Origin of the sequence: Pseudomonas mangiferae (genome assembly GCF_007109405.1) — a bacterium.
In the GTDB taxonomy this organism is placed as follows: Bacteria; Pseudomonadota; Gammaproteobacteria; order Pseudomonadales; family Pseudomonadaceae; genus Pseudomonas_T; species Pseudomonas_T mangiferae.
In genome coordinates this window covers 184914-199837 of record NZ_VJOY01000001.1, presented here as the reverse complement: position 1 = coordinate 199837, position 14924 = coordinate 184914, and the positions used below count along the sequence as shown (strand labels likewise).

Annotated in this window: 11 protein-coding genes; 6 read left to right on the top strand and 5 right to left on the bottom strand. The window is 66.4% G+C overall.

Translation table 11 applies throughout. From position 1 onward, the window contains the following. Nucleotides 1–140: 140 nt before the first annotated feature. From FM069_RS00845 to FM069_RS21495, 4 genes are all read right to left on the bottom strand, one after another. On the bottom strand, nucleotides 141–488 hold the full coding sequence (locus FM069_RS00845; protein WP_143486233.1) for a hypothetical protein: 348 nt from the start codon (nucleotides 486–488) through the stop codon (nucleotides 141–143). Continuing rightward, nucleotides 485–1075, bottom strand: a complete 591-nt coding sequence (locus FM069_RS00840; protein ID WP_143486232.1) for a hypothetical protein — start codon at nucleotides 1073–1075, stop codon at nucleotides 485–487. Before FM069_RS00840 ends, FM069_RS00845 begins: the two co-directional genes overlap by 4 nt. An 898-nt stretch (nucleotides 1076–1973) precedes the next feature. After that, a complete protein-coding gene (locus FM069_RS00835; RefSeq protein ID WP_143486231.1) occupies nucleotides 1974–2393 on the bottom strand; it encodes a hypothetical protein in 420 nt (139 codons plus the stop codon). A 703-nt stretch (nucleotides 2394–3096) separates the two neighbouring features. Further along, entirely contained in the window at nucleotides 3097–3264 is a 168-nt protein-coding gene (locus FM069_RS21495) for a hypothetical protein (RefSeq protein WP_178106625.1), read from the bottom strand. Nucleotides 3265–3759: 495 nt separating this feature from the next. Between FM069_RS21495 and FM069_RS00830 the strand changes: the two genes are divergently transcribed. The 6 genes from FM069_RS00830 to FM069_RS00805 all read left to right on the top strand — a co-directional run bounded on the left by FM069_RS00830 (nucleotide 3760) and on the right by FM069_RS00805 (nucleotide 14040). Continuing rightward, complete coding sequence (locus FM069_RS00830; RefSeq protein ID WP_143486230.1) at nucleotides 3760–6006, top strand: TonB-dependent receptor; 2247 nt, start codon at nucleotides 3760–3762, stop codon at nucleotides 6004–6006. Between the two features lie 55 nt (nucleotides 6007–6061). Further along, on the top strand, nucleotides 6062–7144 hold the full coding sequence (locus FM069_RS00825) for an ABC transporter substrate-binding protein (RefSeq protein ID WP_143486229.1): 1083 nt from the start codon (nucleotides 6062–6064) through the stop codon (nucleotides 7142–7144). 423 nt (nucleotides 7145–7567) lie between these two features. Next, nucleotides 7568–9736 (top strand): TonB-dependent receptor, encoded by a 2169-nt coding sequence (locus FM069_RS00820; RefSeq protein WP_178106624.1) that lies wholly within the window; start codon nucleotides 7568–7570, stop codon nucleotides 9734–9736. 48 nt (nucleotides 9737–9784) lie between these two features. Beyond that, nucleotides 9785–11377 (top strand): GMC family oxidoreductase, encoded by a 1593-nt coding sequence (locus FM069_RS00815; RefSeq protein ID WP_143486227.1) that lies wholly within the window; start codon nucleotides 9785–9787, stop codon nucleotides 11375–11377. Between the two features lie 10 nt (nucleotides 11378–11387). Continuing rightward, nucleotides 11388–12797 carry an aldehyde dehydrogenase family protein gene (locus FM069_RS00810; RefSeq protein ID WP_143486226.1) on the top strand — a complete coding sequence of 470 codons (1410 nt, stop codon included), beginning with the start codon at nucleotides 11388–11390 and terminating at the stop codon, nucleotides 12795–12797. 37 nt (nucleotides 12798–12834) lie between these two features. Continuing rightward, on the top strand, nucleotides 12835–14040 hold the full coding sequence (locus FM069_RS00805; RefSeq protein ID WP_143486225.1) for an MFS transporter: 1206 nt from the start codon (nucleotides 12835–12837) through the stop codon (nucleotides 14038–14040). Between the two features lie 48 nt (nucleotides 14041–14088). Here the strand turns inward: FM069_RS00805 and FM069_RS00800 are convergent, their stop codons facing one another. Next, on the bottom strand, nucleotides 14089–14823 hold the full coding sequence (locus tag FM069_RS00800; RefSeq protein ID WP_143486224.1) for a class II aldolase/adducin family protein: 735 nt from the start codon (nucleotides 14821–14823) through the stop codon (nucleotides 14089–14091). Between the last annotated feature and the right edge of the window lie 101 nt (nucleotides 14824–14924).

Sequence of the window (14924 nt, the reverse complement as noted above, 5' to 3'; positions counted from 1 at the left end):
CGAATCCCTCCTCCATCAGGGCCATCAGGGTCGCCTGCGGATCTGTACCTGGGCGAACGGTTAACACCAACGCCTCGCCGATATACCTGTCCAGTTCAAATAGCTCATTGGTAGCCGCTCCTTGGCTTTTCGTCCGTTAGTTAATACAAAGTGGTCTCAATCGCAGTTCGTCGGTACAGTCGCAGCACGTTCCGACAAGCTAGACCGTTCCAGCTCGACTTATCTTTTTTCAATGCTTTGTGGACTTGTTTCAAAGACTTTTTCAACCAACCCCGGGCGGCCAATCGTCGCCCGCCACCAACCAGATCGGTGACAAGTTCCTTCATATTCTCATTGCATCGAGTGAGCGCAATTAGAGCGTCCTCGACTTGGTCGTATGTGCTGTCTGTGATCGCACTACGATCAATCGTCTGGGCGAAGTCATCGCCATACAGCAGCCCCATCATTCCGATCAGCTCGTCTTTTTCATCTTCCGTGATAAAGCTCACTTCAAAAAAGCTCCTTGCAGGACTATTCGTTCAAATTGCTCTTTGCTGAAATCCCGAGCGACAAGGCCGGTATAAGAATCGGATCTTCCATCCGTCACCATCTGGAGAAGCCATGTTTCTTTTCCATTGTCATCAGCATGATAAATATAAGCTGACCGCTTGCCATCTGTACTGACAAGGCGACAGGGGCGCTCAGTGGTGACTATCGTTTCGAGGCTGTGACGCATCTCGTCGATGAACGTCCGATGCTCCGCACTCAAATCCTTCGGATAATCACCCGATGCAATCAGGCCAGGCAATTCATTAACCTGAAGCCCACTGACTTGAAGGGTCTTGCTTGTTTCAACCTGAAAATCGAGGGTCTTCCCGTCAGATAACTTGACGGTAAGGTCTCTGCCAAAGGTAGCGACGCGTGCGCCGCTCAACGCCACCGTCGGGACCGGTATCACGTTCAAAGAGCCGAGATTGATGTAGTCGGTGTCAGCGGGGCTGGGTGCCCGGAACGTGCAGGCAGCAGGTTCATTGGCCCACACCTGGGTGCAGCAGAGCGCCAGGGCAGCCAATAGGGCTGGGTGTCGCAGACGCATGAGCGGTCTCCTTCCATGCTCAGGGGTTGGCAGAATAGCAGCCTGTCCCCGCCGCGGGCTGTGACCGGGTTCATCCTGGGGGCCGGCAGCTCGTCGGGCGATTCGGCGCCCCCAACGGAGCCGGTTGCCTCCAATCTCTCCCAAGACAAAGTGATTCGTTCAAACTTGGCGTCGCCGCAAGCCAGATGGTATCGGTCATGCCCGCGGTCCAGGCCCTGACCTCGCCCAGGTAGCCGTCTTGCTGCGGTGCAACGCGCCGGACGCCGGAACATCCGCGCGGGCTGCCACCCGTTTTCTCGCTCCACCCCACGCTGCGATCGGGAACGTCCAGGTATCACCGAGTCACCTCGGTCCCGCCCTGGCCGCGGAGCTTTCTGCGGGCAACAAAAAACCCGGCGCTTGGCCGGGTTTCTGGTGCGGGCATGACTTCACACCTTGGAAGTTCGTGCCGAAAGTGGCACACAGATTTCAATGGGGATTCTTTGTGGCATTAGCAACATGCTTAGTAAGCATGAAAGCATGCCCAAGCAAAGTGGTCAGAAAGGTATTGCATATTGCATGAGTGATCTTGAGCATTGGTATACCTTCGTATATAGGACTTATTCTCTCCATCACAGTGAGCAGAGCCCTTGGCCCTCTTATATTGATGCAATTCGTAATGAAATCCTTAGCCCAAACCCGATCTTCTTTGCTAAGCCCGCCCGAATTATTAATAATTTTATTAATAAAGTAGTCGACATCTTCTATCAAGCCATTTTCATGCACAACGACATGCCTAAACGCCTCTATTATGGATAACCAAATGCGCAGATTTCTCTGCTCTTCGTTCTTTCGCTCTGCTACCTCGAAAGGTTTATGTACTGCCCTGAAACGGGTCAATATGTGTTTGGCACGATCCTTAATTCTTTGCCTTCTCAAATCGGGTCTCGAAATCAAGCTTTTTCAGTTCGTTTGCTGTGGACTGACCGTAGTCTTTCAGCGGCCAGAGCGCGTCATTTAAATCGCCAGCCGCAGCATACGCACCGATTAGAAATCGCTCATACGCCTCATACGCATCTACCAGAAGCCACTGGAATTGTTTGTAGACCTTTACCCTTGCCGCATGCTCCTCGGTCTGGGAGGAAAAACCTGCATAACCATAAAAATGAATATTGCGGGTTTCCGGGTCCATATACTTGAGCATTTCAAGTGATCTTTTTCCTTTCAGCTCATCGATGATTAGCATTAATTCTTCATGCAAGTGCCGCTGCGCTGAATTCATAAAAACAGTTAATACCGCAAATTCTTTTTTTTCGTCAAATACTTGCTCAATATCCATGACGCACCCCTAAACTCAACCTTGAATCGCTGGACATGCTCTCATGCAACTTCCTTCCGCCTTTCCTCCCAAAGCACCGTCGCCAACGGCCGCAACGCCTTCCGCTCCAACTCGTTGCACACCTGGAACAGCCCCTCCTCGATCCCACCCACTCCCTGGCCCAGTTCCGGCGGTCGAGGTAGACGCTGTGCCGGTCCTGCAGCCAGGCGCGGAAGTGCCGCGGCGATTCCAGCGGATCAGGGCCTCCCATCCCGCCCTGGCCCCTCGCCCGATAGCGGTATAGCACGCCTGCCACAACCCAGCGGGCGGCGTGCGCCTTCTCCTCACCCAGCCGGTGTCGGCTTTCCCAGCTGGACCAGACCAGTTCGTGGGCGACCTCGGCCCAGGCGTTGGATTGCAGGGTGCTCACCTCGGGCGCGTGCAGGTGGTGCCCGAAGGACTGGAGCGTCCAGGGCAGCGAGGCGATCGCCGCCTGGAGCCAACCGGCCAGAGCCTGGTGTCCGATGATGTGCAGGGACCGGTCCACCTCGCTCAGCTGCACCTGGCCCCAGCAGGCGCGCTCCACAAACGTCTCCAGGGCGCACCGGCCGCCCTGGTAGAAACAGTCGTGCCAGGCCTGGCGCGCACTCTCAACCGCATCTTCCCCACCCCTGAGCGCAATTTGCGCACTTCGAAGAACCGCAGGCTCCACCTGGCGCCGCGGCTACAGCCACTTGCGGCCGGTGCGCGGGCGCGAACCGGTATTGCTGCGCAGCAGCTCCCCACGACTGCGCACTTGCGACAGCACCTCGGTGAACAGCGGGACGATCCAGATGCGCACATCCGGTGTAGCGGAACAGCGCTTGTGCTTATGCACATCAACCGTCTGCACGTCGTCGCGCCAGACAACGCCGTTGATACGGTCGAGAGGCGTGTTCTTGTCTGCAGTGGGCCTCATCGTCGAGCGGGCTTCAGCAGCGCTTCAACTGACGTTGCGGGAAGGCTTACCCCCATGCTCCATCAAGACCAAGTGGATCAGCAGCTCAGGACCGTGACTATTAACCCATTCCGCAACGAGCCCCATACGCATCGGTTCTGGGCATGGCTGTAACCGGTGGTTCTTTCCCCGCCTGCTGCCCAGGCACCACACCAGCAGCACCGGCTGCTCCCGCAGCAACCGTGCCGCCGCTTGATGCCCGCACATAAATCCCTTTCTCGTCAGTAGCTTAGCGATCAATTCGCAAGTCGGTACGTTTGTTGCCCCTGCTCCCCTGCAGTCCCGCCGGGACAGCCGGAGCCTGCGCCCGCGAAGGCGCAGCACCGTCGATACGCCATTGCATCGCGACGATGCCAGCCGACTCGGCACTGATCACCCACTGGGGGCACCATGTTCAAACGCACCGCACTATCCACCGCCATCGCCTGGGCCTTCGGTGGCCTGGCCGGGCTCCACCTGGCGGCCGTCCAGGCGGACGAGGCCAGCCCGGCGCCCAGCGCTGGGGAGCAGACCGAGGAGGCGCGCTCGCCCACCCTGGCCAAGGTCACGGTCACCGCGCAGAAGCGCGAGGAAACCGTGCAGGAGGTGCCGGCCTCGATCTCGGTGCTGGGCGGCGACCGCCTGCGGGACGACGCCCTGCAGTCCGCCAACGAGGTGACCCGCTACATCCCCAACGCCTCCGCCGGCACCACCGAGGGCCATGGCCGGCCGCGCTGGTGGATCCGCGGCCTGGGCACCGGCGACCAGGGGGCCAACACCGTCAGCCCGGTGGGCATCTACGTCGACGACGTGTACATCGCCAACATCAGCGCCACCGGTTTCCCGCTGTTCGACCAGGAGCGGGTGGAGGTGCTGCGCGGGCCCCAGGGCACCCTGTGGGGCAAGAACACCACCGGCGGCGCCATCAATTTCATCTCCCGCAAGCCCACCTTCGACCCGTCCGGCTACTTCAAGCTGGGCGTGGGCAACTACGCCGACCGCGTGGTGGAAGGTGCGGTGAGCGATGCCCTGGTGGACGACCGGCTGGCGGCGCGGGTGGCGTTCCGGCACCAGGGCCGCGACGGCTACAGCGAGAACCTGGCCGACAACGATGACCGTGGCGCCCTGGAAGACGATGCCGCCCGGGTGCAGTTCCTCGCACGGATCAACGACGACCTGGAGGCCAACCTCAGCCTGCACGCCCGGCACTACCACGACAGCGCCGGCTACAGCACCGTGAGCTACGGTCTGCGCCCGGACGGCAGCAACCAGTTCGGCTACCGCATCGACCCGAGCCAGGGCAAGGTCAACTACAACGCCAAGTACCTGGCGGACGTGGACCAGGCCGGCGCCAACCTGAACCTGGTCTGGCAACTGGGGGAGCTGGAGCTGACCTCCATCACCGCCTTCGAGCACTTCACCCGCGACGGCTTCAGCGACAGCGACAACACGCCCCTGGAGCTGCAGCGCAGCTACAGCTACACCGACAGCCAGCAGTGGTCCCAGGAACTGCGCCTGGCCTCGCCGCGGGAAGACCGTTTCAACTGGGTGGTGGGCTTCCACTACTTCAACGAAGACCTGCAGTCGGACGCCGCCAACGCGGCGCTGGCCAACCCGTACATCCCGTCGTTCTACAACGACGTCCGCTACGACCAGGGCAGCGAGAGCTATGCGCTGTTCGGCAGCGCCACCTACCACTTCACCGATGACTTCGCGCTGACCGCCGGCCTGCGCTGGACCCGGGAGCGCAAGGACATCGACCTGGAGCGCCGGCAGAACCAGGGCCCGGCCCGCTTCGACGGCGAGGACTGGTGGAAGCTCGGCAACGTGGCGTCGCCCCTGGTGGTGAACGCAGTGCAGGACGAGAGCAACACCTGGAGCGACTACACCTACGACCTGACCCCGGAATACCGCCTCTCCGACAACGCCCGGGTCTACTTCCGCTACGCCTATGGCTTCCGCTCCGGCGGCTACAACGCCGGGGTGACCAACCAGGCCACGGTGGCCACGGTGGACCCGGAATACCTCACCGCCTACGAGCTGGGCCTGAAGTCGGAATGGTTCGACGGCCGGCTCAACGCCAACGCCGCGCTGTTCTACTACGACTACGAGGACATCCAGCTCAACATCGTCACCGCGGTGAACAACCAGACCGTCTCGCGCCTGGCCAACGGCGCCGAGGGCGAGGCCTACGGCGCGGAGTTCGAGCTGGAGGCGATCCCCGTGGAAAACCTGCACCTGAACTTCGCCCTGGGCCTGCTGCACACGGAGTTCACCGACTACACCTCCGGCAGCAACGACTATTCCGGCAACAAGTTCGTCCGGGCGCCCAGCGTCTCGGCGGTGATCGGTGCCGACTACCGCATCCCGCTGGAAGTGGGCGGCGCGCTGATCCTGGGTACCGACTGGAACACCCGCAGCCGCCAGTACTTCTTCTCCAACGACCAGAGCCAGGCCATGCGCAGCGGCGGCTACACCCTGGGCAACGCCCGGGTGACCTACGAGCTGCCCGGGGAGACCTCCCGGGTCACCGCCTACGTCAACAACCTCACCGGCAAGGACTACCGCAACCACACCCTGCCGGGCGGCTACCAGACCGCCGGCCTGATGTACGGCGACCCGCGCACCTTCGGCGTGTCCGTCACCACCGACTTCTGATCACCACCGCGGCCCACGGCGTTTCGGCCGTGGCCGCCCGAGCGAGGTAATCGCCATGCATGCCCCCTTCTTCGCCCGCCTGCTGCGCCACGGCGCCCGCCTGGGCGCCCTGCTGTTCGCCGCCCAGGCCCTGGCCGCGGCCGAGGCGCCGCAGACCGTGCGCATCGCCACCGTGGCCTACGCCAACGCCGGCAAGGTGGTCTTCAACGGCCCGGCCTACGTGATGGACCGGGACAAATGGCTGGAACAGGAGCTGGCCAAGCGCAACGTGAAACTGGAGTGGGTGCCGGCCGCCACCGCCTCGGTGGGCACCTTCGTCAACGAGGAGTTCGCCAACCAGCGCATCGACTTCGCCTTCTACGGTGACCTGCCGTCCATCATCGCCAACGCCTCGGGCATCTCCACCCGGATCGTCGCCCCCGGCGGGGTCGGCAACAACGTCTACCTGGTGGTGCCGCCTGGTTCGCCGGCCAAGACTATCGCCGACCTCAAGGGCAAACGCATCGCCCTGCACCGCGGTCGCCCCTGGGAGCTGTCCTTCGCCAAGCTGGTGGAGGCCAACGGCCTGCACTTCAGCGACTTCCGCCTGTTCAACCTCAACCCCCAGGCCGGCGCCGCGGCCCTGAGCGCCGGACGGGTGGATGCGTTCTTCACCCTGTCCGACGCCTACCTGCTGGAAGACAAGCAGGTGGGCACCATCATCTGGTCCAGCAAGCAGGCCCCGGCGGACTGGAAGATGCGCGCCGAGTTGTGGGCCAGCGACGCCTTCGTCACCCGCTACCCGGAACTGACCCAGCTGGTGGTGGACGCCTACCTGAAGGCTGCCTACTGGACCTCCCAGGAGGCCAACCAGGCCGCCTACCTGGGTTACCTCAGCCAATCCGGCCAACCCTTGAGCGTGCTGCAGCGCGAGGTGGAGGGAGAATCCTGGGCGGCCCACTTCAGCCCGCTGTACGACCAGGCGCTGCGCCAGCACTACACCGACGCCATCGCCTACAGCCGGCAGGCCCGGCTCATCCGCAAGGATGTCGACGTGGACGCCCTGATCGACCCCCGCTTCGTCCAGCAGGGGTTGAAGAACCTGGACCTGCAGCACGTCTGGAAAGCCGACTCGCCCCAATTGACCGGCAACTTATAACTTCGGTCGAAGGCCCTCCATAAGAACCCCGGGCGGACAACTTCCCAGAAGTGTCCGCCCGTTCTTTTATATACGGTCTTTATATAGCCACTTTTTCTTTTCCGCTGATCCCGCCTCAACTTCCAACCCACTTTATTCCCGACCTGCTGCCCCAGCACCACCGCACTAGCACGGCGTTGCAGCCCCGGCAGCAATCGGCGCGAAGGCCCGCCCCAAAGCCCCTGAATACCGCGCCGACGCGATGGCACAGTGCTTGCTCACTGGCTGTTAGCGCCCTTTCCTGCCGTCGAGATAACAACCATGAAACCGCATTTCGAGTTCACGAAGATCCACGTGGCGATCGCACTTTCGAGTTCATTGCTCATACATACGAACGGTGTCCGGGCCGATACAAAAGAGACCGCGCCCACTCTGGACACCGTCGTGGTGCAAGGTCGCTCCAGCGACACCGACGGCGCCGACGTGGGCGACGCCCACAAGGAGTCCGCGGCGGTGTCCAAGGGCACCCTGACCAAGGCGCAACTGGAGAAATTCGTCGGCCTGGACAGTGCGGTGACCGGCGCCCTGAAGTACCTGCCCGGCGTGCACGCCAGTGGCGGCGACAACAGCGGCATCACCGAGGGTGCGCTGAACATCCGCGGTTTCTCCCAGGACCAGTTGGGCTTCACCCGCGACGGCGTGCCGCTGAACGACCCGCAGTTCCTCACCCCCCACGCCGACTTCATGGGCGACCCGGAGAACTATGCATCGGTCTCGGTGCTGTACGGCTCCTCCTCCATCAACGCCCCGACCCTCACCGCCAGCGGCGGCAGCGTGCAGATCCGCAGCGTGGCGCCGACCCGTGAGGCCGGTGCGCTGCTCAAGCAGAACGTCGGCAGCGACGACCTGCTGCGCACCTTCGCCCGGGTCAACACCGGCGAGTACGATGGCTTCTCCGCCTGGTTCTCCGCCTCGCGCACCACCGGCGAGCTGTGGGACGACAGTGACGGCGAGCTGTCCTCCAACCGCTACGAGGGCAACCTGCAGTACGAATGGGGCAACGGCAACCGCATCAACGCGATCTTCTCCAGCTTCCTGATGCGCACCAACAGCTACAAGCACCCGACCCTGGCCGAGTACCGCGCCAGCGACTACGACAGCGGCTACGCCCAGGCCGTCTTCCCCACCCAGGGCGGCACCCAGGGGGTAGCCGACCGCACGATTCCCGGGGAGAGCGCCGCCGCCTCCCGGGCCGACTTCAAGATCCAGACCTATGCGCTGAACGGCCTGTTCAACCTGGGCGACAACCTCCAGCTGAAGATCGACCCGTACTTCGTGCGGGTCACCGACGGCACCGCCGCGGTAGCGGTGGTGCCGGTGTCCGAACTCAATACCGGCAGCGACCTGAACGGCGACGGCGACACCCTCGACCCGATGGTGACCGGCGCCCTCAGCGTCTACCCCACCCAGTACCGCATCGGCTCCAGCAACAGCCTGGACGTCATCGTCAACGACGCCCACACCCTGCAGTTCGGCCTGTGGACCGACTACACCCATGCCGACAACCGGATGGCGGTCATTCCCATCAAGGGCAACGGCAAGCCGGCCAGCATCGACGGCAGCCACCCGTTGCGGGACGCCCGGGGCAACCCGGTGTACTTCACCGACCAGAAGAACGAGATCACCACCCAGAAGCTCTGGGCCCAGGACACCTGGGACATCGCTCCCGACCTGACCCTGGTCGGCGGCCTGGCCTGGCAGCACACCGAGCTCAAGGGCGGCGACCGCCTGAGCGGCTTCCGCGACAGCGTCGACTACCAGCGCGTGCTGCCCAGCCTGAGCCTCAGCTACCAGTTCGACCCGCGCCAGCAGCTCTACTACAACACCACCTCCAACATCCGCGTCCCGGCGGTGGCCTCGGTCTACGGCCACCGCGACGGCAACGACAAGCAGAAGCCCGAGCTGACCTGGAACCAGGAGGTCGGCTGGCGCTACGCCAGCGACGACCTGCTGCTCAGCGCGGCGCTGTTCTACGACCGCTTCAAGGATCGCCAGGCGGCGTTCGAGGAAGTCACCGGGGTCACCTCCTACTTCAACGCCGGCGACGTCACCACCAAGGGCCTGGAGCTGGCCATCAACGGCCTGCTGCCGGGGCACTTCACCTACTTCGGCACCTGGACCTACCTGCGCTCGACCCAGGACGACGACTACCGCGCCGGCGGCGCGACCCTGGATACCGCCGGCAACCAGCTCTACGACGCACCGCGGCACCTGCTCAGCGCCGGCATCGGCTACGACGACCAGACCTTCTACGCCAACCTGCTGGGGCGCCACACCGGCGCCTTCTACGGCGACCTGGCCAACGACGAACGCATCGGCGGCTACACCCTCTTCGACGCCAACCTGGGCTACCGCCTGAAGGGGCTGAGCCCGGCGCTGAAGCAGGCCACCCTGACCCTCAACCTGAACAATATCTTCGACAAGCAGTACCTGGCCGGGGTGAATTCCGGCGCGGTGTCCGCCAACCCCGACGACGGCGATTTCTACAGCGCGCCCAAGTACCACCGGGGCGCCCCGCGCTCCCTGGTGGCCGGCATCGCCGTCGAGTTCTGACCCCGTCTCCCACCACGCCGGGGTCGTGCACCCCGGCCCGGAGGTTCCATGGCTTCTGCGTACGACTACCTCATCGTCGGGGGCGGCAGCGCCGGCTGCGTGCTGGCCAGCCGGCTGTCCGAAGACCCGCACCGGCGCGTCCTGCTGATCGAGGCCGGGCCCGACACGCCGCCCGGCGCCACCCCGGCGGAAATCCTCGACGGTCTCAACCCGTTCCGCCTGCGCCTGGAAATGCGCGAGCGCTACTTCTGGCCGAACCTGGCGGTGCGTCACGGCGCCCAGGCGGACGACACGCCGCGCCCGCTCAATTTTCTCGAACAGGCCCGGGTGCTGGGCGGCGGCTCCAGCGTCAACGTGCTGGTGGCCAACCGTGGCCTGCCCCGGGACTACGACCAATGGGCGGCCCATGGCGCCGAGGGCTGGTCGTGGTCCGCGGTGCTGCCCTACTTCCGCAAGGTGGAGCGCGACACCGACTACGCCAACGACCTGCACGGGCAAGATGGCCCGATCCCCATCAGCCGCATCACCCCCACGGACCGGACCCCGTTCACCCGCGCGGTGACCGAGGCGCTGGGCGCCGAGGGCCTGGAGGACATCGGCGACCAGAACGGCGTGTTCGAGGACGGCTACTTCGCCCCCGCGGTGAACCTGGAGAACGGCCAGCGCGTCTCGGCCGCCCGCGGCTACCTGGACGACGCGGTGCGCGCCCGGCCCAACCTGACCCTCTGGACCGACAGCCCGGTGCTGTCGCTGCTGCGCGACGGTGCGCGCATCCGCGGGGTGGAGCTGGTCCGCGACGGCCAGCGGGTGCAGGTCCTCGGCGGCGAGGTGCTGCTCGCCGCCGGCGCCCTGCACTCGCCGGCCCTGCTGCTGCGCAGCGGCATCGGCCCCGCGGACCACCTGCGCGACCTGGGCATCGAGGTGGTGGCCGACCGCCCCGGCGTGGGCCGCAACCTCTGGGAACACAGCTCCATCGGCACCCTCGCCGGCCTGGGCGACACCGCCCGCGAGGACGCCCGCACGCACCGCCCCGGCACCTCCCATCAGTTGGGCATCCGCCTGTCCTCCGGGGTGGACCCGGCGGTGCCGTCGGACCTGTACCTGGCCATCGGCGCGGATGCCCAGCGCAACGTCGCCCACGCCCTGGTGTGGATCAACAAGCCCAGCTCCCGCGGCCACCTGCAGCTGCGGGACCGCGACCCGTCGAGCCCGCCCCAGGTGGATTTCAACCTGCTCTCCGACCCCCGCGACGTGCAGCGGCTGCGGGTCGCCCTGCGCACCTTCCAGCGCCTGTTCCGCCACCCGAGCCTGGCGCGCTACGACCTGCGCCTGCACCTGACCCCCTTCGCCGTGCCGCAGCCCGGCGGTCCGGCGCTGGACGCGCTGCTGGCGGACGATGCGGCCCTGGAGCGCTACCTGCGCGGCCACGTGGGGGGCGTCTGGCACCCCAGTGGCACCTGCCGCATGGGCCGCATCGACGACCCCCTCGCGGTGGTGGACAGCGCCGGCCAGGTCCATGGCGTCGAGGGCCTGCGGGTGGTGGACGCCTCGATCATGCCGGTGATCCCCACCGCCAACACCAACCTGCCGACCCTGATGCTCGCCGAGAAGCTCGCCGACGCCATCCGGGCCGGCGCCTGAGGAGCCTTCCATGTCCCGTCATGACCTGCTGATCGACGGCCAGCTGCAGCCGGCCGCCACTTACGATGACGTCTTCGATCCCGCCAGCGGCGACGCGGTGGGCCAGGCCGCCCGCGCCAGCCAGGAGCAGGTGCGCCAGGCGGTGGCCGCCGCCGCCCGCGCCCTGCCGGCCTGGTCCGGGGCGCCCGAGGCGCGCCGGCTGAGCCTGGCCGCGGCCGCGACCCGGGTGCGCGAGCACGTCGCGGCGCTGGCCGAGCTGGTGACCCGCGAACAGGGCCGGCCGCTGCAGGCCACCCGCCAGGAGATCGCCGGGGTGGCGGCCACCCTGGATCACTACGCGGCCCTGGAGGTCCCCGCCGAGACCACCCTGCAGGACGACGACGAGCGCCGGGTGCGCATCGTCCGCCGGCCCCTGGGGGTGGTGGCCGCCATCACCCCGTGGAACGTGCCGCTGATCCTGCTGGTGCTGAAGCTGGCGCCGGCGCTGCATGCCGGCAACACCGTGGTGGCCAAGCCGTCGGAGCACACGCCGCTGTCCACCCTGCTGCTGGCCGGCCTGCTGCGCGACCTGTTCCCCGCCGGCGTCCTCAACGTGGTGGCCGGCGACGGTGCGGTGGGCGAGTACCTGGCACGCCAGCCGGCGGTCCGCCACATCACCTTCACCGGCAGCGTTGCCACCGGCAAGCGTCTGTACGCCGGCGCCGCCGACGATCTCAAGCGGCTGACCCTGGAGCTGGGCGGTAACGATGCCGCCCTGGTGCTGGAGGACGCCGACGTCGAGGCCATCGCCGAGCCACTGTTCTGGGGCGCGTTCTGGAACAGCGGCCAGGTGTGCTTCGCCATCAAGCGCCTGTACGTCCACGCGAGCCTGTTCGAGCCACTGCTGGCCGCCCTGGTGGCCCGCGCCGAACGCACCCACCTCGGCCACGGGCTGGACCCGCGCAGCGAGCTGGGCCCGCTGAGCAACCGCCAGCAACTGGAGCGGGTCGAGGCGCTGGTGGACGACGCCCGCCGCCACGGCGCGCGCATCCACAGCGGCGGCCGGCGCCTGGACGGGCCCGGCCACTTCTACCCGCCGACCCTGGTCAGCGGGATCGGCGCCGGGGTCGCCCTGGTGGACGAGGAGCAGTTCGGCCCGGTGCTGCCGGTAATCCCCTTCGACGACGTGGAGGACGCCATCGCCCAGGCCAACGCCAGCCCCTATGGCCTGGGGGCCTCGGTGTGGACCCGCGACACGGCCCGCGGCGAAGCCATCGCCGCGCGCCTGGAAAGCGGCCTGGCCTGGGTCAACCAGCACCTGCACATCCAGCCCGGCGCGCCCAAGGGCGGGCACAAGTGGAGCGGCCTGGGCTACGAAGGCGGCCAGCGCGGCTACGACGCTTTCAGCGAACTGCAGGTCCTGAACATCGCGCGGCGCTGAGCCGCGCGCCCTTTTTTCTCCTGACGAGGATTTCCCGATGCGTGCCGGAAGCTGGCCCTCGATCCTGCTCACCCTGTCCTTCGCCGTGATCATCGCGGCCTGCCATGGCAAGACCATTCTCCTGGTGGCCGACATCGCCCACGCCTTCTCGGTCTCCCCGGCCCGGGCCAGTTGGGTGGTGTCGGCGGTGGCCGTCGTCGCCGCCCTCGCCTCGCCCCTGGTGAACTGGGGCATCGCCCGGGTCGGCGAGCGCACGGCCATCGTCGCCGGGCTCCTGCTGGCCGCCGCCTGCAGCTACCTGGCCAGCCGCAGCGAGGCCTTCGAATGGCTGCTGGCCCTGCGCGTGGTGGAAGGCGCCGGCTACATCAGCGTGGTGCTGGCGGCCCTGGCGCTGCTGATGCACACCACCGCGGGCGCACGGCGCACCACCGCCCTGGCCTTCTGGTCGGTGGCCTCGCCCCTGGGCGGCGCCCTCGCCATCTTCGCCGTGGCGCCCTACGTGGGCGGCCAGCACGGCGAGTGGCGGGTGGCCTTCAGCGGCCACGCCCTGGTGCTGCTGGTGCTGCTGCTGGCTACCCCGCTGCTGCCGGCGCGCAACCTGGCGGACCGCCGCGAACGCAAGCCCCTGGCACAGGCCCTGCGCCTGTACCGCGAGCCTTCGGTGCTGCGCCTGGCCCTGGCGGTGGGCGCGCCGCTGACCGTCGCCCTGGGGCTGGTGACCCTCACCCCGGACTACTTCATCCACCAGCTGGGGGTGGCGCCGGCCACCATCGGCCTGATCTCCACCGTGGGCATCCTCAGCAGCGTGCTGGCCGGGCTGTTCGCCGGCTTCGTGCTGAACCTGCGGCGCATCGGTCCGCTGGCGGTGGTGGGCGGCGCCCTGGTGGGGGTGATCCTGGAAGTCCTGGTGTTCCTCCCCGGCATCGACGCGGGCACCGCGATCCTGGCGAAGATCGCCCAGGGCTTCTTCGGCAGCTTCGTGGTGGCCTGGGTGTTCACCAGCATCCCGCGGATGAGCCGCGAAGGCGACGTGATGGGCGCCGGCGGCATCGCCGAGCAGGCCCTGTACCTGTCCATGTTCCTCGGCCCGGTGCTGCTGTTCCCGCTGTTCAGCCTGCCCTCCCGCCTGCCGTTCCTCATCGTGCTGGTGGTGGCCAGCCTGCTGCCGCTGGCCCTGGTGCCCCTGGGGCTGCGCCCGGCGGCGCCGGCCCAGGCGTCGCCGCCCTCGACCGATCCGGCCTGAGCACGAAAAAGCCCTCCTGAGAGGGCTTTTTTCATCGCGGGTCGCGGCTCAGGCGGCGGCGTCCAGCAGTTTCTGACCTTCGGCCCACAGGCCGGTCATCTTCCATTGCTGCTCCAGCACGCCAGGGCCGAATTCCCGGGAGCCGCCGAACTGCTCGGCCAGGCCCTGGAAGTAGGCGCCTTCCTCGATCAGCAGGATCAGCCGGCCCACCTGCAGGATGCTCTCGCCCCAGAAGGTGGCGCCGCCGTTGGCCTCCAGGATCGCCGGGGTGTGGGGATTCTCCACGATGCGCTCGACGATGAACTCCTGCTCCGGCTGGCGCCGGTCGATGTAGATCGGCAGTTCACGGGCCAGGGTCACCCGCTGGGAGGCGGCGTAGCGGATCGGCAGCACCCGGTGGGCACTGGCCCAGCCGCCCAGGTACGGGGTGTGGACGTGGCTGACGATGTTCACCTCCGGCCGCGCACGGAACACCGCCGCGTAGCGCTGGCCGTTGCCGCCGGCCTTGCGGCCGCTGAGGGGCGAGGCGCCTTCGACGGTCTCGTCCAGCACCACCTCGCCGGTGTAGCTGGCCACCACCGCGCGGATGGCCGGATCGTCCGCCCAGGGGCTGGGGGCGTGCAGCGCCAGCACCAGGTCACTGTCGGGGACACGCACGTACACCTGGAAGGTGTTGGTCGCGGTGAGGGTGCGGGTGTCCTTGAGGACCCGGAAGGCCTTGGCGAAGTCGCGCTTGGCCTGGTCCACCTGGGCGAGCAGTGCGGGGGTGAGTCGGGTGGTCATGGAGCATCTCCTTGGAGGATGGGGTGGGTCGCCATGCGAGCACGGACGACTCCCGCCCAGCAGGACTTGTGCCATCGCTGAATTCTTCTATTTATCAATGA

Coding starts and splice junctions, on each gene's coding strand:
- FM069_RS00840 (WP_143486232.1), bottom strand. CDS start 1,075: ATGCGTCTGCGACACCCAGCCCTATTGGCTGCCCTGGCGCTCTGCTGC.
- FM069_RS00835 (WP_143486231.1), bottom strand. CDS start 2,393: ATGGATATTGAGCAAGTATTTGACGAAAAAAAAGAATTTGCGGTATTA.
- FM069_RS00830 (WP_143486230.1), top strand. CDS start 3,760: ATGTTCAAACGCACCGCACTATCCACCGCCATCGCCTGGGCCTTCGGT.
- FM069_RS00825 (WP_143486229.1), top strand. CDS start 6,062: ATGCATGCCCCCTTCTTCGCCCGCCTGCTGCGCCACGGCGCCCGCCTG.
- FM069_RS00815 (WP_143486227.1), top strand. CDS start 9,785: ATGGCTTCTGCGTACGACTACCTCATCGTCGGGGGCGGCAGCGCCGGC.
- FM069_RS00810 (WP_143486226.1), top strand. CDS start 11,388: ATGTCCCGTCATGACCTGCTGATCGACGGCCAGCTGCAGCCGGCCGCC.
- FM069_RS00805 (WP_143486225.1), top strand. CDS start 12,835: ATGCGTGCCGGAAGCTGGCCCTCGATCCTGCTCACCCTGTCCTTCGCC.
- FM069_RS00800 (WP_143486224.1), bottom strand. CDS start 14,823: ATGACCACCCGACTCACCCCCGCACTGCTCGCCCAGGTGGACCAGGCC.